Origin of the sequence: Thermococcus sp. MV11 (assembly GCF_012027285.1) — an archaeon.
Classification (GTDB): Archaea; Methanobacteriota_B; Thermococci; order Thermococcales; family Thermococcaceae; genus Thermococcus; species Thermococcus cleftensis.
On record NZ_SNUD01000003.1, the window covers coordinates 95,701 to 120,975 of the forward strand.

General features: G+C 56.7%; 26 protein-coding genes and 2 tRNA genes. 10 read left to right on the forward strand and 18 right to left on the reverse strand.

Going from position 1 to position 25,275, the window contains the following annotated elements; genetic code table 11:
• Nucleotides 1-4 precede the first annotated feature (4 nt).
• The 7 genes from E3E27_RS08050 to E3E27_RS08080 form a co-directional block, all read right to left on the reverse strand.
• Nucleotides 5-907, reverse strand: a complete 903-nt coding sequence (locus E3E27_RS08050) for a coiled-coil protein (RefSeq protein WP_014789046.1) — start codon at nucleotides 905-907, stop codon at nucleotides 5-7.
• A 138-nt stretch (nucleotides 908-1,045) separates the two neighbouring features.
• On the reverse strand, nucleotides 1,046-1,891 hold the full coding sequence (locus E3E27_RS08055) for an ATP-dependent Clp protease proteolytic subunit (protein ID WP_014789045.1): 846 nt from the start codon (nucleotides 1,889-1,891) through the stop codon (nucleotides 1,046-1,048).
• Between the two features lie 47 nt (nucleotides 1,892-1,938).
• Complete coding sequence (gene arcC, locus E3E27_RS08060) at nucleotides 1,939-2,886, reverse strand: carbamate kinase (RefSeq protein ID WP_167774376.1); 948 nt, start codon at nucleotides 2,884-2,886, stop codon at nucleotides 1,939-1,941.
• 148 nt (nucleotides 2,887-3,034) lie between these two features.
• Nucleotides 3,035-4,297: an NAD(P)/FAD-dependent oxidoreductase gene (locus E3E27_RS08065; RefSeq protein WP_167774377.1), complete on the reverse strand. Its 1,263-nt coding sequence runs from the start codon at nucleotides 4,295-4,297 to the stop codon at nucleotides 3,035-3,037.
• 67 nt (nucleotides 4,298-4,364) lie between these two features.
• Nucleotides 4,365-6,323: a glyceraldehyde-3-phosphate:ferredoxin oxidoreductase gene (gene gor / locus E3E27_RS08070; protein ID WP_167774172.1), complete on the reverse strand. Its 1,959-nt coding sequence runs from the start codon at nucleotides 6,321-6,323 to the stop codon at nucleotides 4,365-4,367.
• Between the two features lie 160 nt (nucleotides 6,324-6,483).
• Nucleotides 6,484-7,611, reverse strand: a complete 1,128-nt coding sequence (gene fbp / locus E3E27_RS08075) for a fructose-1,6-bisphosphate aldolase/phosphatase (protein ID WP_014789041.1) — start codon at nucleotides 7,609-7,611, stop codon at nucleotides 6,484-6,486.
• A 119-nt stretch (nucleotides 7,612-7,730) separates the two neighbouring features.
• Nucleotides 7,731-7,967 (reverse strand): hypothetical protein, encoded by a 237-nt coding sequence (locus tag E3E27_RS08080; protein ID WP_014789040.1) that lies wholly within the window; start codon nucleotides 7,965-7,967, stop codon nucleotides 7,731-7,733.
• 93 nt (nucleotides 7,968-8,060) lie between these two features.
• On the opposite strand from E3E27_RS08080, the gene E3E27_RS08085 reads away from it, so the two are divergent.
• Nucleotides 8,061-8,200, forward strand: a tRNA-Trp gene (locus tag E3E27_RS08085).
• 515 nt (nucleotides 8,201-8,715) lie between these two features.
• On the opposite strand, the gene lrpA is transcribed toward E3E27_RS08085, so the two are convergent.
• Both lrpA and rlmD read right to left on the reverse strand, forming a co-directional pair.
• Nucleotides 8,716-9,141: an HTH-type transcriptional regulator LrpA gene (gene lrpA, locus E3E27_RS08090; protein WP_167774173.1), complete on the reverse strand. Its 426-nt coding sequence runs from the start codon at nucleotides 9,139-9,141 to the stop codon at nucleotides 8,716-8,718.
• A gap of 69 nt (nucleotides 9,142-9,210) precedes the next feature.
• The gene (gene rlmD / locus E3E27_RS08095; protein ID WP_167774174.1) at nucleotides 9,211-10,464 is read right to left on the reverse strand and encodes a 23S rRNA (uracil(1939)-C(5))-methyltransferase RlmD; all 1,254 of its coding nucleotides are present in this window, start codon (nucleotides 10,462-10,464) and stop codon (nucleotides 9,211-9,213) included.
• A gap of 108 nt (nucleotides 10,465-10,572) precedes the next feature.
• Between rlmD and E3E27_RS08100 the strand changes: the two genes are divergently transcribed.
• Both E3E27_RS08100 and E3E27_RS08105 read left to right on the forward strand, forming a co-directional pair.
• A complete protein-coding gene (locus E3E27_RS08100; protein WP_014789037.1) occupies nucleotides 10,573-10,788 on the forward strand; it encodes a helix-turn-helix domain-containing protein in 216 nt (71 codons plus the stop codon).
• Nucleotides 10,789-10,841: 53 nt separating this feature from the next.
• Nucleotides 10,842-11,675, forward strand: a complete 834-nt coding sequence (locus E3E27_RS08105; RefSeq protein ID WP_167774175.1) for a MinD/ParA family protein — start codon at nucleotides 10,842-10,844, stop codon at nucleotides 11,673-11,675.
• Here E3E27_RS08105 and pyrE read toward each other — a convergent pair.
• A complete protein-coding gene (gene pyrE / locus E3E27_RS08110) occupies nucleotides 11,631-12,191 on the reverse strand; it encodes an orotate phosphoribosyltransferase (protein WP_167774176.1) in 561 nt (186 codons plus the stop codon). The genes E3E27_RS08105 and pyrE overlap by 45 nt on opposite strands.
• Before the next feature lie 107 nt (nucleotides 12,192-12,298).
• Here pyrE and E3E27_RS08115 point away from each other — a divergent pair, with 107 nt between their 5' ends.
• Nucleotides 12,299-13,018, forward strand: coding sequence for a membrane protein (locus E3E27_RS08115; protein ID WP_014789034.1), 720 nt, complete (start codon nucleotides 12,299-12,301; stop codon nucleotides 13,016-13,018).
• Here E3E27_RS08115 and E3E27_RS08120 read toward each other — a convergent pair.
• The 5 genes from E3E27_RS08120 to E3E27_RS08140 all read right to left on the reverse strand — a co-directional run bounded on the left by E3E27_RS08120 (nucleotide 13,002) and on the right by E3E27_RS08140 (nucleotide 18,622).
• Nucleotides 13,002-14,681 carry an ATP-dependent DNA ligase gene (locus E3E27_RS08120; RefSeq protein ID WP_167774378.1) on the reverse strand — a complete coding sequence of 560 codons (1,680 nt, stop codon included), beginning with the start codon at nucleotides 14,679-14,681 and terminating at the stop codon, nucleotides 13,002-13,004. The two genes, E3E27_RS08115 and E3E27_RS08120, sit on opposite strands and share 17 nt — an antisense overlap.
• Nucleotides 14,682-14,729: 48 nt before the next feature.
• Entirely contained in the window at nucleotides 14,730-15,632 is a 903-nt protein-coding gene (locus tag E3E27_RS08125) for a pantoate kinase (protein WP_167774177.1), read from the reverse strand.
• A gap of 78 nt (nucleotides 15,633-15,710) precedes the next feature.
• On the reverse strand, nucleotides 15,711-17,369 hold the full coding sequence (locus E3E27_RS08130) for a Na+/H+ antiporter NhaC family protein (RefSeq protein WP_048152031.1): 1,659 nt from the start codon (nucleotides 17,367-17,369) through the stop codon (nucleotides 15,711-15,713).
• A 309-nt stretch (nucleotides 17,370-17,678) separates the two neighbouring features.
• The gene (gene udg / locus E3E27_RS08135; RefSeq protein WP_048152029.1) at nucleotides 17,679-18,266 is read right to left on the reverse strand and encodes a type-4 uracil-DNA glycosylase; all 588 of its coding nucleotides are present in this window, start codon (nucleotides 18,264-18,266) and stop codon (nucleotides 17,679-17,681) included.
• A 5-nt stretch (nucleotides 18,267-18,271) separates the two neighbouring features.
• Nucleotides 18,272-18,622 carry a hypothetical protein gene (locus E3E27_RS08140; RefSeq protein WP_014789029.1) on the reverse strand — a complete coding sequence of 117 codons (351 nt, stop codon included), beginning with the start codon at nucleotides 18,620-18,622 and terminating at the stop codon, nucleotides 18,272-18,274.
• Nucleotides 18,623-18,791: 169 nt separating this feature from the next.
• Here E3E27_RS08140 and tes point away from each other — a divergent pair, with 169 nt between their 5' ends.
• A complete protein-coding gene (tes, locus tag E3E27_RS08145) occupies nucleotides 18,792-20,558 on the forward strand; it encodes a tetraether lipid synthase Tes (RefSeq protein WP_167774178.1) in 1,767 nt (588 codons plus the stop codon).
• A gap of 5 nt (nucleotides 20,559-20,563) precedes the next feature.
• Entirely contained in the window at nucleotides 20,564-20,863 is a 300-nt protein-coding gene (locus E3E27_RS08150) for a DUF3213 domain-containing protein (RefSeq protein WP_014789027.1), read from the forward strand.
• A 39-nt stretch (nucleotides 20,864-20,902) separates the two neighbouring features.
• Here the strand turns inward: E3E27_RS08150 and E3E27_RS08155 are convergent, their stop codons facing one another.
• On the reverse strand, nucleotides 20,903-22,363 hold the full coding sequence (locus E3E27_RS08155; RefSeq protein ID WP_167774179.1) for a DUF2139 domain-containing protein: 1,461 nt from the start codon (nucleotides 22,361-22,363) through the stop codon (nucleotides 20,903-20,905).
• Between the two features lie 85 nt (nucleotides 22,364-22,448).
• Between E3E27_RS08155 and E3E27_RS08160 the strand changes: the two genes are divergently transcribed.
• Entirely contained in the window at nucleotides 22,449-22,796 is a 348-nt protein-coding gene (locus tag E3E27_RS08160; RefSeq protein WP_167774180.1) for a CidA/LrgA family protein, read from the forward strand.
• A complete protein-coding gene (locus E3E27_RS08165; RefSeq protein ID WP_014789024.1) occupies nucleotides 22,793-23,467 on the forward strand; it encodes a CidB/LrgB family autolysis modulator in 675 nt (224 codons plus the stop codon). Before E3E27_RS08160 ends, E3E27_RS08165 begins: the two co-directional genes overlap by 4 nt.
• Here E3E27_RS08165 and E3E27_RS08170 read toward each other — a convergent pair.
• Entirely contained in the window at nucleotides 23,411-23,872 is a 462-nt protein-coding gene (locus tag E3E27_RS08170; RefSeq protein WP_167774380.1) for a Tfx family DNA-binding protein, read from the reverse strand. The genes E3E27_RS08165 and E3E27_RS08170 overlap by 57 nt on opposite strands.
• Before the next feature lie 101 nt (nucleotides 23,873-23,973).
• Nucleotides 23,974-24,051: transfer RNA gene (locus E3E27_RS08175), tRNA-Tyr, on the reverse strand.
• A 70-nt stretch (nucleotides 24,052-24,121) separates the two neighbouring features.
• Here E3E27_RS08175 and E3E27_RS08180 point away from each other — a divergent pair.
• Both E3E27_RS08180 and E3E27_RS08185 read left to right on the forward strand, forming a co-directional pair.
• Nucleotides 24,122-24,700, forward strand: coding sequence for a hypothetical protein (locus tag E3E27_RS08180; RefSeq protein ID WP_167774181.1), 579 nt, complete (start codon nucleotides 24,122-24,124; stop codon nucleotides 24,698-24,700).
• Complete coding sequence (locus tag E3E27_RS08185) at nucleotides 24,697-25,260, forward strand: aldolase (protein ID WP_167774182.1); 564 nt, start codon at nucleotides 24,697-24,699, stop codon at nucleotides 25,258-25,260. Before E3E27_RS08180 ends, E3E27_RS08185 begins: the two co-directional genes overlap by 4 nt.
• The last annotated feature ends 15 nt before the right edge of the window (nucleotides 25,261-25,275 follow it).

A 25,275-nucleotide genomic window follows, 5' to 3' on the forward strand; every position in this document is an offset into this window, starting at 1 on the left:
GGCCTCAGACGAGGTTGTACCTCTGGAGGAGCAGCAGCTCGTCGAGGGTGAGCTTCTCACCGCGCTTGAACTTCTCCAGGGCCTCGACTGCCTTCTCAAAGCTGGCGTCCTTCTTGGCGCGCATCCTCGCGACAAGCCTGTAGGCTATGAGCTCCTTGTGCTTCTCGTCGTATTCCCTTATCTTCCTTTCGATAGCGCGGAGCTCCCTCCTGACCTCCCTTATCTTGTCGCGTAGCTCGACGACCTTGGCGTGGTACTCGTCGGCCTCCTTTTTGACCTCGTCAGCCTTGTTGAAGGCCTCTATCATCTGCTCGTGGAACTGCTGGCTCTGGTTGGCAAGCTTCTGTATCTCGAGGCTGATGTTCCGCCTGGCCTTCTTGAGCTGGTCAACCTTCTTCCTCGCCTCGACGAGCTTTCTGTGGAAGCGCTCGGCCTGCTGGATTATCTCGAGCTCCGTCGCGAGAACCTGGATCTGGTCAACTATCTGCTTCTCCCGGTCGGGCGTTATGTTCGGATTGGTCTGGAGTTCCCACTCGAGTTTCTCTATCCTCTCCTGTATCTTCTCCGGCGGCATCTTAAGTCTGCGGAGCTGGTTGTACTCGTCCCTCTTGGTTCTGTACTCGAGTATCTCCTGGTAGAGGAGGTCGAGCTTCGCGTTTATCTCCTCGCGGTTTTTCTTTAGCTCCTGTATCTGCTGGTTGATCTCGTCGCGCTTGGCCTTGTACTCCCTTCCCCTCTGGCGGAGCCCCTTAACCTCGTTGTTCTTCTCGTCCCTTCTCTGAATCCAGATTTGAAGCTCCTTTTCAAGTTCATCAAGTTTGGCCCTTATCTCGTTTCTCTCTTTCTCAAGGGCCTCTATCTCCCTCTTGATCCTCTTAATCTCCTCTGGATCCACTTTCGTCTGCATTGCTCTTACCCCTCTCCCTTTTTAGAACAGCTTGACCTGCTCAAACATTTCTGGACTCAAAAAGGAATGAGCAAATAAAAACTTTTTGGCCCGGGAAGCCTCAACCTAGCAAAAAAGTTGAGAAAGCTGAGGGAAGCTTCATTTGGAACTCTCGCCGCGCTGGGTGTAGGGCATGAACTCGACCGTGCCCCTCTGCTTCATGGGCTGCTTGTACAGCTCCATGAGGGCATAGACCTCCTCGGGAACGTCCGTGCTGACGTGAAGGCCGAGCTCCCTGGCCTGCTCGTAGGTTATCGGGTAGTCGTGCGTCCACCTGCCCTCAGTGAGTATCTGTGCCAGCTCTTTGGCCTTCTCCTCTCCATACCTGTCCTTGAGAATGCTGTAGACGAAGTCACGAACCTGCTTTATGGCCTTCTCCGCAACGTCGGCCAGGATAAGGGTCTGGTCGTCAACCTTGTCGGCGCCTTTCTTCTCGACGGCCCTGACGATGCTCGGCCCGGGGTACTGGCCGAGCTGGGGGTCAACGGGGCCGAGAACCGCATGAGGATCCATTATTATCTTGTCCGCGGCGAGCGCTATCAAAGTCCCGCCACTCATGGCGTAGTGAGGAACTATCACACGAGTCTCCGCCGGGTGGTCGTGGAGGGCCTTGGCTATCTGCGTTGCTGCTAGAACCAAACCCCCGGGAGTGTGTATTATGAGGTCTATCGGCTTGTCCTTGGGGGCCGAGCGAATAGCTCTCAGCACCTCCTCGCTGTCCTCGACGCTTATGAACTTGTAGAAGGGGATTCCAAAGAGGCCGATGCTTTCCTGCCTGTGGATCATCGTTATGACGGTTGAGCCCCTCTTTTCCGAGAGCCTCTTGAGCAGCTTGGCCCTCGCTATCTGCAGGCTCCTGTACTGCATCTGGGGCCAAAGCAAGATGTACATGAAGAACAGCCACCACAGAAGAGAGCCGAAGAATCCGCTGGTTGCCTCACTCATGGTATCACCTGATAAAGAAGGGAGGGGTGGTATTTATAGCCTTTGGTTCAGGCCTTCACGACCTGGGTACCTGTCTTGCCCTTGAGGGCATCGACGGCCTTCTCGAGGTGGGCTATAACCGCCCTTTCCCCACCCCCCTCGACGAACCTTATGGCGGCCAAAACCTTCGGCCCCATGCTACCCTTCTTGAAGTGGCCCTCCTCGTAATAGCGCTTCAGCTCCTCGACGGTGACCTTTCCGAGCCAGCGCTCGTCGGGCTTGCCGAAGTTTACCGCCGCGCCATTCACATCGGTGAGAATCATGAAGATGTCGGCGTTGACCTCCTCCGCCAGCTTCTCGCCAGCCAGGTCCTTGTCTATAACCGCTTCCACACCCCGGAGCCGACCGTTCTCCTCCACGACGGGAACGCCACCGCCGCCGCTCGCTATGACTATGAAGCCCTTCTCAACGAGATCGACTATCACTGGTGCCTCGACGTGGCCCTTCGGATCGGGGCTCGGCACTACCCTCCTCCAGCCCCTCCCGGAGTCCTCCACAACAACCCAGCCCTTCTCCTCCGCGAGCTTTTTGGCTGTCTCCTCATCGTAGAAGGGCCCAACCGGCTTGCTCGGATTCTGGAAGGCGGGATCGTCCTTGTCAACGAGGGTCTGCGTCACTATCGTAGCGACTGGCTTTTCAATACCCCTCGCGCGGAGCTCGTTGACGAGCGCCTGCTGGATCATGTAGCCTATCTGGCCCTGCGTCATCGCTCCGGCCACGTCCATAGGCTGGGCAGGAATGCCGTGGACGGCCTGGCCGGCGTCCATGTGGAGGAGCAAAGCACCGACCTGCGGGCCGTTCCCGTGGGTTATGACCACCTCGTAGTCCCCGTCCAGGATTATGTCCACTATCTGCCTGGCAGTCTTCATGACGTTGGCCATCTGTTCCTCGTAGGTTCCCTTCTGGCCTCGCTGGAGAATAGCGTTGCCGCCCAAAGCTATTACAACCCTCTTCATGAGCATCACCTCCTGGAGGTATAGCTACGCGCAAGGGGATAAAAACGTTCGTTAGAAGCCAAGGCTGTTCACTGGAAAAAGGTTCGAAAGGCCGGAAAATAAGTTGGCAAAGGTAAAGAATAGCAAGGCTCCAAAAGGGCGGATTCCCTCAGAGGTACCAGTCCGAGAAGTTCCCCAATCCAAGCCTCTCGAGCGTTCTCATGACGCCGAGGGCTATGCCCTCCACCTCTATCCCTCCGGGGAGCTTGTAAGCGTCGCCGACGATGTAAACATCACTCATCGGGAAGTCCTCGACGGTCTGCCCGCTCGCCACCCTGTTCACTGGATTCCCGTCAAGGTAGGTCTGAACGAGCAGAATCTCGCCCTCGTTATCCAGGTTCGGGAATATGCGGTAGATGTCCTCTATCCCCTTCTTCCTCTCGGCCTTAACGTTTCTGCTCTGCAAAGCGTGATGGAGCATTATCAGGGTGTAGCCTTCCCTTGCCAGCTCCGGGGAAAGGCTGGAGGGCTCGTTGTAGCCGTTTATCCTCTCGGTGTCGAGGGTGAAGACGACGGTGTTGCCGACCCTTGGCTCCCCTTTAAGGGCCACGTTGTACTTTATACCCTCGCTCGGCCTCAGCGAATCAACGCGCTTGAGGTACTCACGCTCGAAGTTGTCCCTTCCGATGAGCTCGACGGTCTCCTTTATTCCCACGTTGGAGATTAGGACATCGTAGGGGAGCTCGTCGTTGTCAGCGGTGATGACCCTCTTTTTCTCGACATCGATTTCAACGGCCTTTTTACCGGTTATTATCCTTCCCCTGTTCATGCGGATTATCATAGAGAGTGCCTCTGGAATGGACTTACAGCCGCCCTTGATCAGCCCAGGTCCGCCCCATCTCAAAGCGGCCTTTATCTCCCTCGCCAGCTCTCCGGCTGGAACGTCCAGCACGCTGTCGGCCCAGCCGAGGAAGCTCTGGAAGAAGAGGTCCACGAACTCGTTGTCGCCAACCCTCTCGCGTATCCACTCGCGGCCGCTCATCTCGGCCTCCTCCCCCACGGGGAGCTTGCCCCTCCTCACGTCCGCCATGAGCTTCATCGCCCTCGCCTTCTCCCTGAAGCCGAGGTACTTCCAGCCCTCGCGGTAGGAGAAGGTTCTTCCTTCGTAGAAGATCATGCCTTTGGGGTCTGAGTTAACTATCTTGACCTCAGCCCCAAGGAGCTTCAGAAGGTGAGCCAAAGGCCCGTCCTCCCCGTGGGGCAGCATATGGAAAGCGCCGGTGGAGAGGCCGAAGCCCTTGTATTCCAGATTCGTGAAGCGGCCGCCTATGTACGGTGCCTTCTCGATGACGGTGACATCGTAACCGTTCTTGGCCAGGAACGAGGCCGTCAGAAGGCCGCCGATTCCGGAGCCTATGACAACTGCCCTCATTTTTCTCACCTGAGATTCATGAAGAGGGGGAGAATATAAGGGTTGTTCTCAAAAAGAGGAAAATAACTCAGAGCCTCCACTCAACGCCAAGCGCTTCGCTGTAGGCATCAAGAACCCTTTCGAGATACTCCTTTGCCGTGCCGACCTTGTCGAGCCTGAACCTCTCGGCCCATCTTTCATTTCCGAACTCCTCGCTTCCGGCAGCGACGAGGTCTATAACGCGCATCGAGTCCCAGAAGACAGGCCTGTAGCCCGCTTTCCTCGCGTATTCAATGAGCCTCTTGAGCTGCTTCCTCGCGTGCTCCTCCATGTCCACGTTCTCACCGTAGGCCTCCATGAAGAGTGCTTTAAGGACGGGCTTCATCCACCCCCTGTGGAAGCGGCACCAGCCGACGTTGTCGTACCAGAACTCCCAGAGGGCGCTCGCTATTATCTTGCTCGCCAGCTCCTCCGGCTCAAGGAAGACGCCGAACTGGTAGAAGGTCCAGTATCTCCCTTGAATCGGCAAGGGGATGTAGTTGCCTATCGCCCAGTACATCGTCGGGGTCATCTCACCGTCCTCGCCGAGCGGGGTGAAGACCGCGTAGTCCTTGAAGCTCTCGCCGTACTTGAGCCTGTCCTTGAAGCGCTCGTCGAAGATTACGCTCGCCTTCCTCTTCCCGAGGCCGATTACTCTGGCAATCTCGTTCTCGGCGAAGGCGACGCGATGGGCTAATTCAGCCACGAGCTTTGCGTTGACCTCGCTCGCCTCGACCGGGCGCTCGATTAAAGCCTCCTTAGTGAACTCCGGCTTTCCGCTTATGCCCACTTCCTCCGGCTTGAGCAGACCACGGTGGACGAGTTCAAGAACCCACGCCGCTGTTCCACCGAACTCAATCGCGTCGAAGCCCATCGCATCAGCAGCGTGGACGCTTATGTCGCTTGCCCTCAAGGAGATGCTCCCGCTGAGGGGCCCGTTGGCCTCGTAAGGCTCGTACTCGACGTGGTGTCCGCGCCTGTACTTCTTACAGACGACGGGACACGGCTCGCCGCAGGTCGTCCAGTTCTTGGGCTTTATCGCCTCTTCGTTGAAGGGCTCCCAGTAGTGCTTCATTATGTTCTCGTGTATCCTAATGCGCTCCTCCTTCGGTATGTACGGCATCTGCCAGTTGAGTATGGGTACGAAGTCGCCCTCGGCAGGGTAGTTGCCGCCGAAGGTTCCACCGGTATTGAGCTTGGGGTTAAAGCGGTACTTGGTGGTCTTTTCAGCTATAATCTCGTTGTAAGGCTTCTTGTGGACGCCTTCCACTATGCCCTTGGCCGTTCTGAAGTTGCCGATGTCTTCACCCGGGAAGGGCCTCTTCCTCGGCTTCCCGCCGAAGATTATTCCAACGACGTTGTGAGCGCGGAGGAGAACGCTTCCAGAGCCTCCTCTCGCGGCCCAGTCTTCACTGCCGACCAGACGTTCTCCCTTCCTGAGGGCCTGGGAGAATATAGCACCGTAGTTGGTGTTCAGCGAGGCCGGTCCAACGACAGCTATCCTGTACTCGAAGTCGAACTTATCGCCAAAGCTGTCGATGAGGTACTGAGTGAGGGCATAAACCCCCTCTTCGCCCCTGTAGCCCCTCCATATCTCTATGACCTTTTCGAGTTCAATCTCGTGGAGTTCAACGTGAACGTTCTCACCGTCGTTGTAGAGGAGCACCACAACGGGCTTCTCGGCCTTGCCCTCGAAAGTCACGAAATCAACGCCGACGTTCTTGAAGGCGTAAGCGGCACCTCCCATTGCAGAGGGGAAGAGCGTGCCGTAGAGCGGCGAGCGGAAGAAGAACATTAGCCTGTGCGCTCCGGGCAGGGTTGAGCCCGAGAACGGCCCCATTCCCATTACCGTGACGTTTCTGGGATCATAAGGATCAAGGGAGTGCGTTTCAAGGCTCTCGTGGAGCTCTATGCCGTAGTCTATGACGCCGTAGATCCCGTCTCTATCCACTTCCTCACTCTCAACTTTCCTCTCGTCCAGCTTGAGCCTGAGAACTGTGAACTTCATGCTCTCACCCCTTTGTATCACTCCGAGTGTTAGTTTTTGGGAGGAGAATATTTAAGGCTTCCGATGGATCTATCAAAAAAGTTGGACGCGAGGTTTTAAAAATCTTAGCAATCGGGACGGCCAAGGAACGTTGAGGGAACCAAAGGAGAAAAAGGAGGACTCACTCTATGTCCTCAAAGCGCTCTTCGAGTCTCTCCAGGACGCCCGGAAGGGTGGTGTACTCCATGTCCTCCATCGGGAGCCTGTGGGGCTCGAAGGGCCCGTGTCTGCGTATGTATTCAGCAATCTCAAGGGCCTTCTGCCTTGCGTAGTCAAAGGCCGGGTCGTCGAACAGATCAACCGGACCGACGAGCTTTCCTTCTGGGCTTATCTGCCAACCGAGGGCAACGACGCGCGGCGGGCCGTCGAACCTCGTCGGGTTGGCCTGGTGCATCGGGACGGGCATTATCGGTCCGTTGTGGGAACCCCTCATCCACCCGCTGACGAGGTGCGGGAAGGCGAATGGCTCGAGAACCTCGCCGAGAGCTGGAAGTCCACTCTGGGCGCGGACGATGGCGACCGGATCGTCCTTCCCTATGTACTCACCGGCTATTTCAAAGAGCTTCTCGGTGCTCACAACAGCGACCGGCTCGTCCTTGGCTATCTTGTGGCCCTCCTTCGGGAAGACGCGCTTGATGACGTACCTGCTCTTGGCGCCGATGAGGGCGAGGAGGTCGTAGAGCTCCTCCGGAGTGCTGAGGATAACGCGCTTGTGCTCCTTTATGTCCCAGACCTCGAAGCGGAAGCCCATGTGCATGTTCGGGTCGATGACTAGGCCGGCGGTGTTGAAAGGATCCGCGAACATTCTGAATATCGGGAGGTTGAAGGCACCGGGTTCGGTCTTGTCCATGTGGAATGTAACCACCGGCTCGCTCTTTCTCAGCGTTATCTCCATCTCAGCAACTCCTGGCCCCATTCCGCGGACGTTACCACTGAAGGCGTCCTTGAGAAGATCCTGGCCGGCACCGTAGAGGCCGAGCTCCTTGGCAACCTTTGTGGCCTCCTCGAAGGCCTTCCAGGCAAGACCGTGGACATCAGGGCTGTCTACACCCTTCCTGTGGGTCATTATTAGCTGGAGGTCATCGCCGCAGGTGGCGACGTAGAAGTCGATTATCGTTCCCTCCTCGACAGCCTTTGAGAGGACTTCCTCGGCCGTCTCGACGAGCTGAGGGTGCACCCTGGAGTGTCCGGGCCAGCCGCCGATGTCGGCCTTGATGACGCTTAGGGTTATCTTCTCTCCAACGGCCATGGCAACCACCGGTAGCTTTAACCACTTTTATGCTTATAAAACGTTAATATCACCGTCGATGATACACAAGAAGAAGTCAAAATTCAGCAGCCCTAGGGCATGGAAAGAACGAAAGGATATCACTCGCAGATGTCTGTCCAGCCGAACTGCTCCTTAACGACCTTGATGAGGTTCCTGAGCTCATCCTTCTTGATGTTCACGCTCGAACTTGCTCCGACGAGAGCTATTATACCGTGGACCTCCTCCTGAATCTGTATGACGTCGTCGTGAACCTTCATGACCCGGAGTTCCCTCCTGGCGGTCTCGTCCTCGCTTATCCTGAACTTGTCCTTTCCTATGACTATGGGCTCCTCCATCTTTACCACCTCGAAATATTTTTGTAAGCCAAAGTTAATAAAACTTCCGGGAGCAAAGTTTATAAACCTCCTCCCGCTAAGCTTAAGCCGGACGGGGGCGTGGTGTAGCCTGGTCCATCATCGCGGGCTCCAGAGGTATGAGGACTTGCGGGTTTGCTGATTGGGGATGAGCCTTTGGAGCTCTGACCCGGAGAAACCCGCGGACCGGGGTTCAAATCCCCGCGCCCCCACCATTCAAACTTCGCCTTCGCGAAGTTTGACCAAGGCTCGTAGCTCCTTTTGAAAACCTAAATTTTGGTGTGATTTTTTTAATAATTGGCTATTTGCTTGTGAGAACTTTCCAAATTGCTCCTTGAGTGCGGGTTTAACTTTTAAATCGACGCCCGAAGGGCGTCAAGAGGAGAATAACCCCTTGTTGGGAGTTGTTTGAGTGTGTTCTCCTTTGAGAAAGTGAGCCTAATGAGTAAAGAAATCCTTGTACTTGACCTGTCAGAGAGGAGCTACAAACTTTTGGTGAAGCTTTCTTAAAGCTTCAATCACAAACTTTGATGAAACTTTGCACAGGCAAAGTTTCCTTGGTGAAGCTTTTGGAAAAAGCTTCAGCGCTGGCGGAGAGTGGGTTATTTTCCGAGGGGGCATCTAAAGTCCCAATCTCTCAGCCTAAAATGCGAGAACTGGCCAAATAACGCCATCGCCCCTTACCGTCAGTCGGCTAAAAATCAGAAAAGTGCACGCCGGTTGGCGTGTCTCACTTGAGCTTCTCGAGTATTATCGCGGGGCAGACCTTGGTGACGCCATCGAGGCGGCCTATCTTGTTGGAGATTATGTCCGAGAGGTCCTCCCCGTCCTTGGCCCAGACCTCGGCCATTATCATGTGGTCGCCGCTGGTGAGGTAAACATCCCTCACGAAGTCGAACTCCTTGAGCTTCTCGGCCACATCGAAGATCTTCTCGGGGAGGGTATCAACACCGGTCAGGCTGACGAGGTTGTAGCCGAGCTTTGAGGGGTCCACCACGACGGTGTACTGCTTTATAACGCCAGCCTCTTCGAGTGCCTTCACGCGCTTCCTAACGGCCGTCTCGCTTATGCCAAGGACCTTCGCTATCTCCGTGAACGGGGTGCGTGCGTCCTTGGTGAGCATCTCGATTATGATCCTGTCCCTTTCGTCAAGCATCTTTCATCACCTCTAACTAACATTATGCAGACCAAGTATATTAAGCTTTTGAACTTATCGGTTCTAAAGTTAAACCTTGAGTTTAAGTTTGACAACCGTCTCCACGTGGGGCGTGTGGGGGAACATGTCAATGCCAATGGCGCTCTCGACCGCGTACTTCTCCCCCAGCACCTCAAGGTTCTGGGCGAGGGTTCTGGGGTTGCAGGAGACGTAAACGATGCTTGGAGGTTTGTCTTTTAAGATTTTCCGAATCAGCTTGGGGTGAAGGCCCGCCCGCGGCGGATCGACTATTACGGTGTCGTATCTGGCCAGGCTTTCCACGTCCCTGTCCTCCCCGACCATAAAGCTAGCCTCAACGCCGTTCAGCTCCGCGTTTTTGTTGGCCATCTCCACCGCGAAGGGGTTCACCTCAATCCCCTCAACCTTAAAGCCCCTCTTCGCAAGGTAAACGCCGAACGTCCCAACGCCCGAGTAGAGGTCGAGAACGCTATCCCCGTCCACCAGCTCCGCCACCTTTCTAACCAATGTCACGGCCTGATAGCTGTTGGTCTGGAAGAAGCTGTTCGGGTGAATCAGGTAGGTGACGTCGTCCAGTCTCTCCCTTATAAACTCGGCCTTCCAAAAGCGCTCTATCTCGCCGTAAGAGACGTCGCTCTGGGTTCTGTTCACGCTCCAGTATATCGAGTCCGCGTAGTCAAAGTACTCTGGAAAGCGCTCCGGCAGGGAACCCTCCGACGTCACCAGGTTCACCATCAGCTCGCCCGTGAACTTGCCCTCCCTTATGACGATGTAGCGCAGGAAGCCCTCGTTCCGCCGTATCTCGTAGAGGCTCGGCTTGGAGTCTTCTATGAACTCCCTCAGGGAGCGGAGAATCCTCCCGCTCACCTCGCCGAAAACGGGGCAGTGCTCGATATCGACCGCGTCCCACCAGGTTCCGCGGCGCCTGAAGCCTATGCCCCTTGTCGAAATGACAACATCAATCCTGTTTCTATGACCGTAAATCACCGGGGAGGGTATGACCTTGATGTCCATGCCAAGGAGTGTCGAGAGTTTCTCCTCCTTGAACTCCACCTGCCTTTCGTAGGGAATGTGCTGAAGGAGACAGCCGCCGCAGACGCCGAAATAGGGACAGACGGGCTCCGTCCGCTCTGGGGAGGGTTCAACCACCTCAAAATCTGTGGCAATCAAGGTGCGCTTCTTCCTCCGCCATTTTTTGACCTCAACGACGTCCCCGGGTGCGGTGAATGGAACGTGCACCTCCCTCCTCCCGTCCCTCACTACCCCAAGGCCCTCCAAGTCCAGTCTCTCCACAACCCCGCGCATGCTCCACCATAACCTGCACGCCTTATAAACCTGCCCTTGAAAGATGGCCAATTCTGGCCGCGGAAGGTTTATTTAGTTCGGGGACGTAATTACTAACGGTGCCGTCTGATGTTCGGCCGACGCAAAGATGTGGTGTATAAAATCCTCGCCACCAAGAAGAGGGCTGTTGCCCTCCAGACCCTGAGCGCCGAACTGGAGACACCTGCGCCCGCAGTTTTTCGGGCGGTTAAAGAGCTCGAATCCGACGGTCTCGTTGAGGTCTTCTACGGCCAGGACAAGGCCGCAATAATGGTCAGGGCAAAGACCATCGAGGATTACCTCTGACCTGTTCTTCAATCATTTTCTTGAAACCGAACAATTCAAAGGGGGCCTAGTTTATGGTATCAGTGGTCATTACCGGCAGGGGAGGGGCGGGAAAGACGACGATGACCTCCAACCTTGGAGCATACTTCTCGAAGAAGGGCTACCGCTCGCTTGTCGTCGATGGCGACCTGTACCTTCCAAAGCTCGCCTTTCACTTCGGAATATATGCCCCCCAGTACAACATTCACACCCTCTTGAAGAATCCTGAGATGAGGGTTATCGACGCCGTGTATCACGATCCGAGGACGGGAACGGACATACTGCCGGGAAGTTCAAAGCTCTATGACGTCATAGACCTCGACCAGAAAAGGCTGAGGGATATAGTGAGGGAGATACAGTCCAGGTACAACATCACGATAATAGACTCCCCGGTTGGAATTCCCTTCGACACGATATCCACCTTTCGGCTTGCCCAGTATCAGTTAATCATAGTGGAGATAGAGCGCTGTCCCATCTACTCAGTCCACAGAATGATAGAGAACGAGGTCATAAAGCTCAAGTCCCTCGGCGACGCCTACGGCCTCAAGGTCGGCGTCATACTCAACAAGGTCAGGGAATCCTCGAGCAACGTCGATGACATAATCGATTTCCTGGAGTACAGCGTTGATGTCCCGGTGGTCGGGGTGATACCCTTCGATCACAGAGTTCCGGAGGCGACCAACTACGGCAGGCCTGTCATCGACCACGCCCCCCACGCCAAGGCCTCGAAGGCTATAGGTGAGAGCGGGGAGATACTCGACGAATGGGTGTTCGGGGAGAAAAGGAAGAAGGGACTTTTCTCGAGGCTCTACGATGCCCTGGCATCACTGCTCCGTGGAACGAACGTCTCTTCTCTCAAAAAGCTCTGAGACCCTGACGAGCGGGAGGAAAGTGTACTCCTCACCTATCCTCTCCTCCGCGCCCTCCTCCCGATCCACGACCACGCTTATGGCTGCTATTTTGGCTCCTGCTTTCTCCAGAACCTCGGCCGCGCGGAGGACGCTTCCGCCCGTCGTCGTCACGTCCTCGATGAGGAGGATTCTCTCCCCCGGCTTAACCTCTCCCTCAATCTGGCTCCCAGTGCCGTGACCCTTGGGCTTCTTCCTGACTATGACCAGGGGCTTTCCAGTCTCCAAGGCCAGCGCGGTCGCTATGGGGACGGCCCCAAGCTCCGGACCGGCAACGCGGTCGAAGTCTATGCCCCGCCCCTCAGCCGTTTCCCTCATCAGCCGTGCTATGAGCTTGAGCGCCTCCGGATTGGTGGAGAGCTTCTTGACGTTGATGTAGTAGTCGCTCTCCTTCCCGGACGTTAGTACGAAGTGCCCGAAGAGTACAGCCTCCTCGGAGAAGAACATCTCGATGAGCCTCTCCTTGAGCTCCCCCATCTTGAACACCCTCGTGTAAATTTCTCCGCCTATTGACTGAAAAATGAACAGGAAGCTTAAAAAAGTTGAGGCCAAGGTTAATAAGACCTGATGGTGAATGAACTACCATGACGCCTGAGAAGGTCATCGAGTACTACTTCGGGATCATAACGGTCGTCGGGGGCATCTCAGTTCTTCTCGCCGTCAGGTACACCCTCCAGAGGTGGCGCTCCTTTCCCAAGAGCGGCTGGAAGGCCCAGGCCTTCGCGATGAGCATTTTGGGACTGGTCATAGCCTCGTTCCTCGAGTTTCCCTTCCTGGCGCTCCAAGCCTGGCTGGTTCTGGCTTTCGTCGCCGGTGTTGTGGAGGAGTCAGTAAAGCTGCTCCCCCTCAAGTTCTTCGAGCGCTTCCCAGACTGGCAGCGGTGGAAGCTCGTGATAGGGACTGGCCTGTTCCTCGGAATTACAGAGGGGATAATGTACACGGCCGGAATCTTCGCCCTGAACCAGGAACCCTACCTCGTGGCCGTGAGGATAGTGCTGATGGGACTCCACACGGTCTGGGCGGCCATTTCCGTTGGCTTCCTGCTGGGAGGGAGTGGAAGGGAGCGCTTCTCAGGACTGGCCTTCTCGATTACGGCCCATGCCCTCTACGACCTCCCCTCCCTGGCGGTGGTCGGGGGTTATTCAGGAAACGTGGCCGCTTTTCTCGCCGGAATATCAACACTCTTCATCTTGGCAACTCCAGTGATGGCCAAAAAAGCCGCTGAACTGGCCGGAAGGCTGATTCCCGAAGAGGAAGAAGGAACAAAGGAGGAAGGAACGGCCGAGGTCACCTCTTCGCCTTGAACCTCTCCTGGAACTCGTAGAGCTGGGCGATCCTCTCAATGGTGTCCGCTTCCTCCGGACTCTTGTCTTCTCTTAAGGCCACGTAGCGCGGGAAGCGAAGGGCAAAGCCGCTCTCGTACTTCGGGCTCCTTTGTATCTCCTGGTAGGTAACCTGGATAACGACCTTCGGCTCTATCTCAACGTACTTGCCCTCCTCGCGAACTATGAGCGGTTTGAGCATCTTCGTGAACTCCGCCAGATCCTCGTCCGTGAATCCGCTTCCTACCTTTCCAACAGGGACGAACTCACCACTGTGCGGGTCAAAAGCAGCCACGAGGAAGGAGCCGAGCAGGTGGGCACGCCTCCCCTCACCCCACTCGGCGCCGATGATGACCAGATCGAGATCCTCCATCGTGGGCTTTATTTTGAGCCACTTCTTGCCCCTGTTTCCGGGCTCGTAAACCGAATCCAGCCTTTTGGCCATCAGCCCCTCGTGGCCGAGTTCCAGGGCTTTCTTGTAGAACGCCTCTGCCTCTTCGGCGCTCTTAGTGACCAGCTGCTCCGCCAGCCTTATCCGCTCCCCCGGAGAAATTATCTCCTCCAGCTTTTCCCTGCGCTCCGAGAAGGGGGTGTCTATCAGCCCCTCACCATCGACGTAGAGGACGTCGAAGAGGTTCAGCTCAAGGGGGATTTTCTCTATCATCTCCTCGATGTTGTACTTCCGCCTGAACCTCCTAAGCACGTACTGGAAGGGCCTCGGCTTCCCACCCTCTCCGACGGCAACGAGCTCGCCCTCCACTATCGCCTTTTCGGCCTTTAAGCTCTCCCTCACCGCCCGGACTATCTCTGGAATCGAGCGGGTGACGTTCTCCAGCCGACGGGAGTATATCACGACCCTATCGCCATCCTTGTGAACCTGAACGCGAGCGCCATCGTACTTAATCTCGAACGCCGCCTTCCCACCCATTTCCGCCAGGGCTTCCTTCACGCTCGCCGCGTTCTGAGCCAGCATCGGCCTTATGGGCTTGCCCACCTGGATTCTGACCCTGGATAGGCCCTCGTTGCCCTCGAGCTTCGCTATCTTGGCCACGTGGCCAAAATCGCTCGTCAGCATATAGGCCCGCTCAACAAGCTCGGGCTTCACCTTGAAGGCCTCGGCTATTGCATCGCGCAGTATGCCCTCCGCGACGCCTGTTCTCATTGTTCCCAGGACGGTTCTGGCCAGATACTTACCTTCCTCGGGCTTGGCGTCCATAAAGAGGTTGGCCAGATACTTCATCTTCCTGTCCTGGCTCCCCTCCCCCTGGGCCTCGGCTATTTTGACGAAGGTGTCGTAAACGCGCTTTATCGTCAGCGGCTGGGAGAAGAAGCTCCTCTGCTTTTTCTTTTTCAGGGCCAGGGCAACGCTCTCGCCGAGATCACCGGTGTCCTTAACTGAATTTTCGATTTCCCTCTCGGAAACGCCGGTGGCCATGGAGACGGCCTTTATGAGGAGCTTCTCGCCCACACCAAGCTCCCTCTCGTCCCAGTCTGGAAAGACCTTGCCAAGGATGAGGTAAGGCACTATCTCGAGCAGGTCATCGGGGGTCTTCTTGAGGAAGTCTGCGACAAATTTTGTCTTTAGCGTCTTGAGGGTAGTTTTTTCCAGGCGTTTGTAAAGGTCGGCCAGTTCGGAATACCTCATGTCGTTCACTCTCACCACCGAAGTAAATACGGTGGGAGAGATAAAAGGTTAGCCCACCCACCTGCCCACCCTCGGCTTTCCCTCGTGTATTCCGGCCACGTCATAGGGCAGGCCGAGATCAGAGAGGAGGACTTTAGCGTTCTCAAGCTCCTTCTCCCGGACGAGTGCAAAGAGACCCCTGCCGAGCATTATCATCGAGCTGGGGTTCGAAAGATGCCTGTCAAGCTCCCTCGCGACCTCTAAGAGCTCTCCTTCCAGGAGGCCCGTTCTCTCGGCAAAACCCCTCGCGAGAACCATCATTCTCTCCGGCCTTGGGTCTCTGAGGAGGGAATCCAGCGCTTTCCTTCCTTCAACCTCTATCTCCTTAACGACGTCCCCATCGAGGATTTCCTTCGTTGAGAGCCTGCCCAAGGGAACCACGAGAACCCTGTAGTCCTCAAAGAACAGGTTGTCCACCACGCCGATTCCGGGGCCACCGGCCTTGACGCGAACCTCAATTCCGCCGGCAAGCTGGGCTATCACGTCGCCTAGACCGCCCCTGTGCTTCACCTCGACCTCGTGGGCAAGTTGAGAGGCCTTAAGCCACGTCCCGCCGAAGACGTAGCTCAAAGCTAAGGCCGTTCCCAGGGCCCCGCCGGCGCTGTTTCCGAAGCCGTAGCCGTTCGGGAAGTCGAAGTACTGCCAGATTTCGACCTCGCCGAGGAAGTCGTTGGGAACGAGCCTTTCGGCGACGGAGTAGCTGATAATCGCCTCCTCCCCCTTCACGGGTTCGCCGTTGAAGGCGATGTGTATGTGCTTCTCGAGCGTTCCGGTTTCCACGCTAACGAAGACGTTGGTTCCCTTGTCGAGGTTTATTCCAGCGCCGAGCGAGCCGGCCTTAAGCGGGTCATCGTGAAAGAGGGGAACGAAGAATGCCGTTATGTGAGCCGGAACGAAGGCCCTGATGAGCATGACACCACCTCCCGCTGGAGTTCAACGGAGGGCTTTTAAACCTTCAGAAGAGCGGAAAAAATGGGAGAACGAAAGGGTTCACTCCTCAACCACGTAGACCGGCACCTTTCCGTGCGGTATGCCGTACTTCTTCCCGTACCACTCGCTGAGGACGTACCAAGCCGCCACGAGGAGGACGAAGCCAAGGGGCAGGAGGATTATCCAGCTCCTAACGCCGAGGCCGAAGAGCACGTAGAGGACAGCGCCTATCGATGCGACGGTGAGGGCATAGGGTATCTGCGTGGTTACGTGGTCTATGTGGTCCGAGCCGGAGAACATCGAACTCATGATGGTTGTGTCGCTTATCGGGGAGCAGTGGTCGCCGAAGATCGAGCCGGTGAAGGTCGCTCCGATGGTTGCGAAGACTATCTCGTTGACCTGACCGTTGGTGAAGGCGAGGCTGAGCTGGACACCGAGCGGGACCATTATGGCGAAGGTTCCCCAGCTGGTTCCTGTGGTGAAGGCAACGAACATAGCCGCGAGGAACATTATGAGGGGCATCCATGGGCCGAGGTCGGCGCCAGAACCTGTGGCAAGGTCTATTATGTACGTGCCCGTCCCAACGGCCTCAGCCGCCGTGCCAAGGCTCCAGGCGAGGACAAGAATTGTGTTGGCGAAGAGCATCTGCTTCATTCCCCTGATTACCGTGTCCTCCCATTCTTCGATGGTCATCTTCTTCCTGCCGAGGAGCATTATGCTGGCGACGAGGACCATCGTGAAGCTTCCCCAGAGGAGTGCCGTTGCAGCGTCGGCCTCACGGAACGACTCCACAAAGCCGTAGTTGAGGAAATTCACGCCGAATGGGTTCTCAAGCTCCGTCCACCAGCCAAGATCCTGACTGTAGGCTTCGAGGTTCGCGGCACCGGTGTACCAGAGGCCGAGCATCGATACCGCAACGAGGACAAGGATCGGTATGACGAAGTCCCAGAGGCTACCGGTTTCCTTCGGCATTCCAAGGTCCACCTCGGTGGTCATGAGCGGCTTTGCCCCGTCGCGGAGAACCTTGCCTTCCTTCCTGGCGCGCATCTCGGCCTTGAGCATCGGACCGTAGTGCCTGTGGGTGTAGGCCACGATGAAAACGAGTATTATCGCGAGTATCGAGTAGAACCTGAAGGGAACGCTGGAAAGCCATGCATCGTAGGAATTGTACGACACTCCAAACCCATCGAAGCCCTTTCCGATCATAGCCAGCTCATAACCGATCCAGGTCGAGATAAGCGCCAGGCCAGCGACCGGCGCGGCGGTTGAGTCGTCTATGTAGGCCAGCATCTCCCTCGAAACGCGCGTCCTGTCGGTGATGGGCCTCATGGTGTTTCCGACGATGATGGTGTTGGTGTAGTCGTCGAAGAAGACGAGAACGCCCATCAGCCAGCCGAGGACAGAGGCGCCCCTGCTCGTTTTAACCCTCTTTGCGAGGGCTTTGGCAAGGGCATGCACCCCACCTGACTTGTAAATCAACCCAACGCCCGCGCCTATGAGGAAGTCGAAGATGAGTATCCTGGCGTTCCAGTCGCTGGTTACGCTACCCACGACCCATTCCAAGCTTTGGGTGGTTCCCGTTACCGGGTTCCAGCCCGAGACCATCAGGCCCCCAATCCAGACGCCTGCGAAGAGAGCCAGAACGACCCTCTTCGTCCATATCGCCAGTATAATAGCCACCAGGGGCGGTAGCAGAGACAGTATTCCAAAGTCCGACACGGTTTCACCTCCACGGGTTTTGAACCAATGAATATCCGTCAAATATAAGCTTTTCCAAAAATACTTACTGCCATTCTGGTGATTCATCGAAAATGCTGCTACGCTTCCACGAGCCTACATGGTCCCTAAAGTGCTGTATAGTGAACATTAGTGTACCCCTGCATTATAGGATACCTTCAGGTACATTAATGCGCACTCAAGACATAAAAACCTTTCCCAGAAAAAGATTCAGCCAACCCCAAGATACCATTAAAAAACACAAGACGAAACAGGTTCACATAGAAAAGTAATTGAAACGTGAAAAAATGTTCAGAAAGAAGACTCGAGAAGGGCCCTGAGCCTGGCGAAGTCCTTCCTCAGCTCCTCCCTTATGGGCGGCCGGTAGAGGGCAGCTGCCGGGTGGTACATCGGCATTATGACGATTTTCCCGAAGAGCGTTCTTGCCTCGAAGGTCTTTCCGTGTATCCTACTTATCGGCTCGGGCTCAAAGCCGAACTTCTCGAGTATGTAGCGCATCGAGTGCCTGCCCAGCGGAACTATCACCTTTGGCCGGATAATGTCTATCTGCCTGTCGAGGTAGGGGGAGCAGGCCTTGATTTCCTCCTCGGTCGGGTCGCGGTTTTCAGGAGGGCGGCACTTTACGATGTTTGTTATGTAAACCTCCTCCCTGCTCAGGCCTATCTCGGCCAAAAGCTCGTCGAGAACCCTTCCAGCTCGCCCGACGAAGGGGAGGCCTTTCTGATCCTCCCAGTAGCCCGGTGCTTCACCAACGAACATGACCTTAGCGTCGTAGCTTCCAGCGCCGGGAACGGCGTTCGTCCTGAGCTCCCCGAGTGGACACTTCCGGCAGGCCCTTATCCTCTCCTCGAGCTTCTTCATGAGTTCTTCCTTTCCCATGGCCATCACGCGAGGGTCTTCTGGCTCAGGTAAGCCTTCAGAAACTCAACCCAGGCGGTGTAGTAGCCCTTCTCGTAGTCGTCCCTGAAATCGTGCTCAAGGATACCCTCGAAGTGCTCAAGGAGCTTTTCGGCCTTCTTCCGGTCGTGCTCCCTGATGAGCTGGACTATCAGCGAGTCCGGGTCGTTGTCTTTTATTGCGCTGAGGAAGCCGTTTATGGCCTTCCCATAGCCCCTTCCCCACTCATCGGAGCCGGCCATTTTCTGGAGCTTCTCCAGGTGTCCCTTAGCACGGGAAAAGTCCCTCTTGAGGAGCGCCCTGAGGAACATCTCCATTCTCATTTCTCTCGCGGGCATTCCACCACCTCCCCCCTGTAGTCGGGCGGGCTTTTAACGGTTTCCACCCATTGCCCAGATATGCCCCATACCTATGCAGGAAAACTTTCATATTTACGCAAAAGCTTTTATACTCCGAAATTGGAGGGATAAGCAGACAGGTGGAAGTCATAACGTTGAGGTGGAGAGCATGGCGGAAAGTATTGGTGAAGTTCCCAGCGGCGAGAAAGAATTCGCCGAATCAACCCGAAGGATTAGAGACATCATTGAGTTCCCTGAAATAACAGAGGAAGAGTTCGAGACCATGCTCAAGAGTGCGAGCAGGGCCTACGGAGGCCCCCTGCCGCACAGAACGTACTCACTCTGTCCCGAGACGAGGAGGGTCGTTCCGGCCCTCGTGTGGGAGAAGGGCGGCAAGGTCTGGATAACCAAGCGCTGTCCTGAGGGCATGATAACCGATGTCTACTACGAGAGCGTCGAGCAGTACTACCGCTTCCAGCGCTGGAGGTTCGACTTCAAGCTGATGAGCTTCAACGTCGAGAACACCGGCGCCAACTGCCCCTTGGACTGCGGTCTCTGCGCGAGACACCGCTCTCACACGAACCTGCTCAACATCGTGCTCACAAACCGCTGTAATTTGAGCTGCTGGTACTGCTTCTTCTACGCCAAGGAGGGCCAGCCGATTTACGAGCCGACCCTCGAGCAGATACGCATGATGCTCAGGAACGCAAAGAAGCAGCACCCGGTCGGAGCCAACGCCGTCCAGCTCACCGGCGGCGAGCCGACCCTCAGGGATGACCTCATCGAGATAATCAAAATCGCCAAGGAGGAGGGCTACGACCACGTCCAGCTCAACACCGATGGAATAAAGCTCGCCTTCGAGCCGGAGCTGGTAAAGAAGATTCGCGAGGCGGGCGTTAATACCCTCTACATGAGCTACGACGGAATGACGCCCCAGACCAACTGGAAGAACCACTGGGAGGTTCCCCTCATCTTCGAGAACGTCAGGAAGGCCGGAGGGCCGGGGATAGTCCTCGTGCCCACCACCATAAGGAACGTGAACGACCACGAACTCGGGGCCATGATAAACTTCGCCCTCAACCACCTCGACATCGTCAGGGGTGTGAACTTCCAGCCCATTTCCCTCGTCGGAAGGGTCCCAAGGAAGGAGCGCCAGCGCTTTAGGATAACAATTCCTGGAGCGATAGCAAGGATAGAGGAACAGACCAACGGTGCAATAGCGATGGACGACTGGTACCCGATTCCGATAGCCGGACACATAGCCCGCTTTTTTGAGGCCTTCACAGGCTCGCGCTACTACATGACGAGCCACTACTGCTGTGGAGCCGCAACCTACGTCTTCCTCGACCGCGAGAACAAGAGGGTGGTGCCAATAAGCAGGTTCCTGGACGTTGAAGGCTTCGTCGAGTACCTGGAGAGCAGGGCCGAGGAGATAGAGAAGTGGAAGAGCCTCGGGAGGCTCCAGAAGCTCAAGCTCGGGGCGGAGATATTCATGAAGTTCAAGAGCTTCTACGACGACAGGTACGCTCCCAAGGGCGTGAAGGTGCTCGACCTCATAAAGAACGCCTTCATGTACGGCAACTACGATGCCCTCGGCAAGTTCCACAAGAACGCCCTCTTCCTCGGGATGATGCACTTCATGGACGAGTACAACTACGACGTGGAAAGGGTCGAGCGCTGCGTCATACACTACGCGATGCCCGACGGCAGGGTGGTGCCCTTCTGTACGTTCAACGTGATCCCGGAGCTCTACCGCGACAAGGTCCAGTCCCAGTTCAGCTACACCTGGGAGGAGTGGAAGACGATGCACCCCGACTGGGAGTACCACCGGGACAAGTACGTCAGAACCAAGGAGTTCGTGGAGAAGATGAGGAACAGCGAGCTCTACAGGAAGACCTACATCGACATAGAGGACTACTTCGGGGTGAAGGGGTGATGGCGATGGACAGGGTGAGCGGAAAGCGCCTCCTGAGGCTGGAGTTCAGGTTCGCCAGGGCCACGCCCGACGATGCCAGGGTCGTACAGTACGAACTCCTCAAGGACGAGAGGGTCTGGAGGGCCTTCATCAACGGCTACGCCAAGAACGGGTTCGTGGTATTCGACGAGGAAGCCCTGCCGAGGGAGGAGCTGCTCGAGAAGCTCAAGAGCCTGGAGCCGGAGGTTGTCGGTGAGGTCTACCTCACCGTCGAGGAGCTTATCGAATCGAGCTACTCCTGGAACAACGTCATGGGGCAGGTCTGAGGCCCGCCCTCTTTTTCTTCCCCCAAGAACAGAAAGGGATCAGCGCAGCTCTATTCTCGCCCTGCCCTTGAAGTCTGGCTTCTTCAGCTCGAAGCTAACGATTCCGCTGAACGCGCTCAGGTCAATGACGTTTCTTCCCGCCCTCACCTCAAAGGTCTCGGCAACGGCCTCCCCAGGCGGCAGGGACAGGTCGTACTCGTAGACCGTCAGCAGGTTGTCCCGGTGGAGGTGAAGAACCATTCTCGGCTCGCGGTGGCCGTCGAGGGGGATTCCTCCGAAGGTTCCGGCCCCGAGGCTTTTCGCGGCACTCGGAAGGGACAGGGGCAGGGAGAAGCTGACCGATGGCGGCCGTTCCTGGAGTATTTTTTCGTCAAGAACCACTATATCCCTGTTCCCAGTGTCGAAGGGCGTCGCCTCAGTTGCCCCGGTGTTCGGGGCGCTGTTCGTCGCGACGAGGAGCTTCCCGTCCATCTTCTCGATGCTCGTCACCCTCGCCCCGAGTGCACCGACTATCTTCACCATCGGGGGAGCGACGTAGAGCAGAACGCTCGGCCCAACCACCGTGTTGGTGGTCCACCAGTCCATTCCGTCGGAGCCAGGCCTGTAAACCGCGTCGTGGTGGGCGTTGAAGGCCGTTAGTATTCCTCCACCCACGTTAATCGCGTTCACCCTGAAGGGGGCATAGAAGGTGTAGAAGTCGAGGAGGCGGAAGAAGGTGAACTCCTCACCCATCAACGGATTACCCGCTATTATCCCCCCGCGGACGAACGCAAAGGCGCGGTTGTAGGCGGAGGCCATCGCCCCCAGCTCGGGCCTTATGTAGGGCCTTCCATCGGCACTTTCGGCCACTCTGAAGGACTCCCAGCGGCCGCTTATCAGGTCGAGGGCCTTAATCCCCCTCAGCCCGCCCGTGAAGTTGTTGCCAACCCCGAAGAAGACCGAATCGTGGACCCTAGTTCCCTTGGGGGAAGGCTCATGAAGGAGCGCCTCGGCCCGTCCGGTCCTCCTGTCCAGGGCGTAGACGCCGAGGTTAGCGTGGCCGTCCTCCCTCACGAGCAGTAGCCTGTCGTTGTAGGGGTCGTAGATTAAATCGCTCACCTCGCCCGCCCAGTCGGTCTCGTGGTGTATGGAGTCCTTCCAGAGGAGCTTCACCGTCCCCTCGGAGGTGTCGTAGGCGTGGACGTGGGAGTACTTGTTGTTGAAGAGTATCCTCCTCCCCTCCTGGTAAACGGCCGGAGCGTGGACCCAGCCGCCGAAGTATATGAACTCATCGACCGTCTCGACGGCGTTGTAGGTGTCCCCGCCGCTCGTCGGTGCCGGGCCAACGAGGGTGAAGTCATAAACCTTCCCCTCGCCAGTTTTCACGTCGATGAAGTGCGCCTCCGCCTCGAAGGCGAGCGTGTAGTAAAGCACACCGTCGTGGTACCTCAGGCCGAAGATCCCGCCGCTGCCCCACTCGGGGCCGTACCTGCCGGGAAAACGATAGTTCCCCAGGAGCATAACACCACCGGTGATAATGGGGGCCGAGGTTTTATCCCGCTTTCGGTTCGAGGGGCTTTTAAGGAGAATGGCACTAAGCTAAACCATGAACCCATATCGAGGACTTGCCATAATCTTCGGCTTCTACGCCCTGGGCGAGTTCACGAGCTTCGCGCTCAACCTCACGATACCCGGGAGCGTCCTCGGCATGCTCTTCCTTCTCTCCGCGCTCCTGGGCGGTGCCGTGAAGCTCGAGTGGGTCGAGGACGAGGCGGAGCTGTTCATAAGGAATATGAGCGTCATGTTCGTGCCTCCGGGGGTGGGAATAGTCACCTACATCGGGCTGATAAAGAGCCAGCTGCTTCCAATCTCCGTCTCCCTCCTCCTGAGCTTCCTGATAACGCTCCTCGTCACGGCGAAGACCGTTGAACTCCTCAGGAGGAATGAACCATGAACCCGCTGGGGATAACCCTCACCCTTGTGGTCTTCTACCTGTTCTCGGAGCTCCACTCCAGGAGAAGGGCGTTCTACACGAACCCTGTTCTCCTCTCCATAATCACGATAGCGGTTATCCTGAAATGGTTCGGAATCCCCTACGGGAGCTACATGGAGAGCGCGGCTATACTTAAGTTCCTCCTCGGGCCGGCCGTTGTTAGCCTTGCGGTTCCGGTCTACAAGGGCAGGGAGACGATAAGGGCATACTCAAAGGAGATAGCTCTGGGGATAGCCGTCGGTGGCACTGTTGCAATCCTCAGCGCCTTTTACATCGCCGAGCTCCTCGGCGGAAGTGAAGAAGTTCTCCTCAGCATAGCACCGAAGAGCGTGACGACGGCGATAGCGATAGGGATAAGCGACAAAATCGGCGGGATACCCTCCTTAACGGCCGTTCTCGTCATAACAACCGGCCTTCTCGGCAACGCCTTTGCCCCGGAGCTCCTCAACCTTTTCAGGGTGAGGGACAGAATAGCTAGGGGTCTCGCGACGGGAGTGAGTTCGCACGGCCTCGGGACGGCGAGGATAATACTGGAGGACGAGCTGGCGGGGGCTGTGAGCGGACTGGCGATGGCACTAAACGGAGTCTTTACCGCCCTCCTTCTTCCCCATCTCATCGAAATCCTCAAGTAGGCACTCGCTTATCCTGAGCCTGTCCTTGGCGTCGAGGAAGAGGGTGAAGTCTCTCTTGGCTATCCTGTCGGAGATGGGGGCGTGCTCAACGAGGAAGGCTATTATCTCGGCCGTACTGTAGGGAACCTTTATCCCGAGCTCATCGGCCTTCTCAAAGAGCCTGTCCGGGACGGAGAATATGTCCTCTCCCTTCTTCACCTCGACGCTGACCTTGGCGTTTATCTGCTCCCATATGAGGATAGTGTTCCTGGCCTTCTCGATCTTGTCCAGGGCGCGCCTCTCGAGAATGCTAACGTTGGCCCTGCTCGTGCCGAGAAGCTCGGCAATCTCGCTCTGCTTGAGCCCCCTGGCGCGGAGGCGGAGAATCTTAATCTGCTGCTCGGTGAGAAAGCTCCTCGCCGACATTTTAAACACCACAGTTTAACAAGGCGCCGATGGTTAAAAGTTTTTCCGCGGAAAGGATAGGGCTGACTGCCGGGAAAGCGACTCAAAAAAGCGATTTCTGGTGGTCCCGCGGCCCGGATTTGAACCGGGGACCTGCGGATCTACAGTCCGCCGCCGCTCCCAGGCTAGGCTACCGCGGGACCCGTGCCCGTTCCATAGTGTCCCGGGTAGGTTTATAAATTTTTCTCCCGAGTTAGGTGGGGTGAGGACATGAAGCTCTACGAACCCGTTACCCTCGCGATGCCCCTGGCAAGAAAGCTCGGCGAGTTCATCGTGGAGAAGGGCCGACTGCCGAACGGAGAGGAGCTTAGGGCAGTTCTTCGCGAGATGGGCCTGGAGGAGAGCTGCCTTGACAGGAGCATGGAGGTGTTCCGGAGCAGATTCCTGGTGGCCATAGCGTTCCCCAGGGAAACGGTGGTCATCGACGTCATACCCTCGAGCGGAGAGCTGAGCGACGCGCTGGAGGTCATAGCGTACCGGGACAGAAAGCTGGAATCGTTCATCGTCGAGATAGTTCCTGCCAACGACCTCGAGTACGAGGGAAACATAGGGATCGAGCCCGTGATAATAAACGAGAAAAACCTCACGCTTGAGAGCAACCCTGTTCTGGGCCACTTCGAGGAGGACGGTGAGGGCCTCTTCCTTGTCATAGACCCAAAGACCCACGAGCGCTGGAAGAGCGAGGGAGACGTCCACGTCTGTCCCATCTGCGGTGGAGAGCTCGCCTGGAAGGGGAAGAAAGCCTACTGCAGGGACTGCGGCTATGGGGTGAAGGTGGTGGGAGAATGAGCAGGGCAATCAAAACCCAGCTCGTTAGGTACTCCAGAAAGGCCCACGAGCGCGGTTTGACGGCCGCCTTTGGCGGAAACCTGAGCGTCAGGAGCGGGGGTCTCGTTTTTATCAAGGCCACAGGGGCAGTGATGGACGAGATGACTGGAGAACAGGTGGCGGTGGTGAGCATAGATGGAAACCAGATTTCGGGAGTTAGGCCTTCCTCCGAGTACAGGCTCCACCTGGAGGTCTACAGGAGGAGGCCCGACGTCAGGGCGATTGTTCACCTGCACCCGCCGTACGCCATAGCGGCCTCCACCACGGTGGACGTGGAGCTACCGGTAATAACGCCGGAGGCAGAGATATACCTAAAAAGGATCCCAATAGTCCAGTTCAGACCCGCGGGAACCCAGGAGCTGGCGGAGGTCGTTGCAGACGCCATCTGCCGCGCCGATGCGGTGATAATGGAGAGGCACGGCACGGTTACGGTCGGGAGAAGTCTCAGGGAGGCGTTCTACAAGGCGGAGCTCGTTGAGGAGAGCGCGAAGCTCTGGTACCTGAGCAAAAGGGACAAGTGAAGGAGCAGAAACACA

What these genes read in the sequence shown, in the direction of transcription:
- E3E27_RS08050 (WP_014789046.1), bottom strand. Translation starts at nt 907, where the DNA reads ATGCAGACGAAAGTGGATCCAGAGGAGATTAAGAGGATCAAGAGGGAG.
- E3E27_RS08055 (WP_014789045.1), bottom strand. Translation starts at nt 1,891, where the DNA reads ATGAGTGAGGCAACCAGCGGATTCTTCGGCTCTCTTCTGTGGTGGCTG.
- arcC (WP_167774376.1), bottom strand. Translation starts at nt 2,886, where the DNA reads ATGAAGAGGGTTGTAATAGCTTTGGGCGGCAACGCTATTCTCCAGCGA.
- E3E27_RS08065 (WP_167774377.1), bottom strand. Translation starts at nt 4,297, where the DNA reads ATGAGGGCAGTTGTCATAGGCTCCGGAATCGGCGGCCTTCTGACGGCC.
- gor (WP_167774172.1), bottom strand. Translation starts at nt 6,323, where the DNA reads ATGAAGTTCACAGTTCTCAGGCTCAAGCTGGACGAGAGGAAAGTTGAG.
- fbp (WP_014789041.1), bottom strand. Translation starts at nt 7,611, where the DNA reads ATGGCCGTTGGAGAGAAGATAACCCTAAGCGTCATCAAGGCCGACATC.
- E3E27_RS08080 (WP_014789040.1), bottom strand. Translation starts at nt 7,967, where the DNA reads ATGGAGGAGCCCATAGTCATAGGAAAGGACAAGTTCAGGATAAGCGAG.
- lrpA (WP_167774173.1), bottom strand. Translation starts at nt 9,141, where the DNA reads ATGCTTGACGAAAGGGACAGGATCATAATCGAGATGCTCACCAAGGAC.
- rlmD (WP_167774174.1), bottom strand. Translation starts at nt 10,464, where the DNA reads ATGCGCGGGGTTGTGGAGAGACTGGACTTGGAGGGCCTTGGGGTAGTG.
- E3E27_RS08100 (WP_014789037.1), top strand. Translation starts at nt 10,573, where the DNA reads ATGTTCGGCCGACGCAAAGATGTGGTGTATAAAATCCTCGCCACCAAG.
- E3E27_RS08105 (WP_167774175.1), top strand. Translation starts at nt 10,842, where the DNA reads ATGGTATCAGTGGTCATTACCGGCAGGGGAGGGGCGGGAAAGACGACG.
- pyrE (WP_167774176.1), bottom strand. Translation starts at nt 12,191, where the DNA reads ATGGGGGAGCTCAAGGAGAGGCTCATCGAGATGTTCTTCTCCGAGGAG.
- E3E27_RS08115 (WP_014789034.1), top strand. Translation starts at nt 12,299, where the DNA reads ATGACGCCTGAGAAGGTCATCGAGTACTACTTCGGGATCATAACGGTC.
- E3E27_RS08120 (WP_167774378.1), bottom strand. Translation starts at nt 14,681, where the DNA reads ATGAGGTATTCCGAACTGGCCGACCTTTACAAACGCCTGGAAAAAACT.
- E3E27_RS08125 (WP_167774177.1), bottom strand. Translation starts at nt 15,632, where the DNA reads ATGCTCATCAGGGCCTTCGTTCCGGCTCACATAACGGCATTCTTCGTT.
- udg (WP_048152029.1), bottom strand. Translation starts at nt 18,266, where the DNA reads ATGGGAAAGGAAGAACTCATGAAGAAGCTCGAGGAGAGGATAAGGGCC.
- E3E27_RS08140 (WP_014789029.1), bottom strand. Translation starts at nt 18,622, where the DNA reads ATGCCCGCGAGAGAAATGAGAATGGAGATGTTCCTCAGGGCGCTCCTC.
- tes (WP_167774178.1), top strand. Translation starts at nt 18,792, where the DNA reads ATGGCGGAAAGTATTGGTGAAGTTCCCAGCGGCGAGAAAGAATTCGCC.
- E3E27_RS08150 (WP_014789027.1), top strand. Translation starts at nt 20,564, where the DNA reads ATGGACAGGGTGAGCGGAAAGCGCCTCCTGAGGCTGGAGTTCAGGTTC.
- E3E27_RS08155 (WP_167774179.1), bottom strand. Translation starts at nt 22,363, where the DNA reads ATGCTCCTGGGGAACTATCGTTTTCCCGGCAGGTACGGCCCCGAGTGG.
- E3E27_RS08160 (WP_167774180.1), top strand. Translation starts at nt 22,449, where the DNA reads ATGAACCCATATCGAGGACTTGCCATAATCTTCGGCTTCTACGCCCTG.
- E3E27_RS08165 (WP_014789024.1), top strand. Translation starts at nt 22,793, where the DNA reads ATGAACCCGCTGGGGATAACCCTCACCCTTGTGGTCTTCTACCTGTTC.
- E3E27_RS08170 (WP_167774380.1), bottom strand. Translation starts at nt 23,872, where the DNA reads ATGTCGGCGAGGAGCTTTCTCACCGAGCAGCAGATTAAGATTCTCCGC.
- E3E27_RS08180 (WP_167774181.1), top strand. Translation starts at nt 24,122, where the DNA reads ATGAAGCTCTACGAACCCGTTACCCTCGCGATGCCCCTGGCAAGAAAG.
- E3E27_RS08185 (WP_167774182.1), top strand. Translation starts at nt 24,697, where the DNA reads ATGAGCAGGGCAATCAAAACCCAGCTCGTTAGGTACTCCAGAAAGGCC.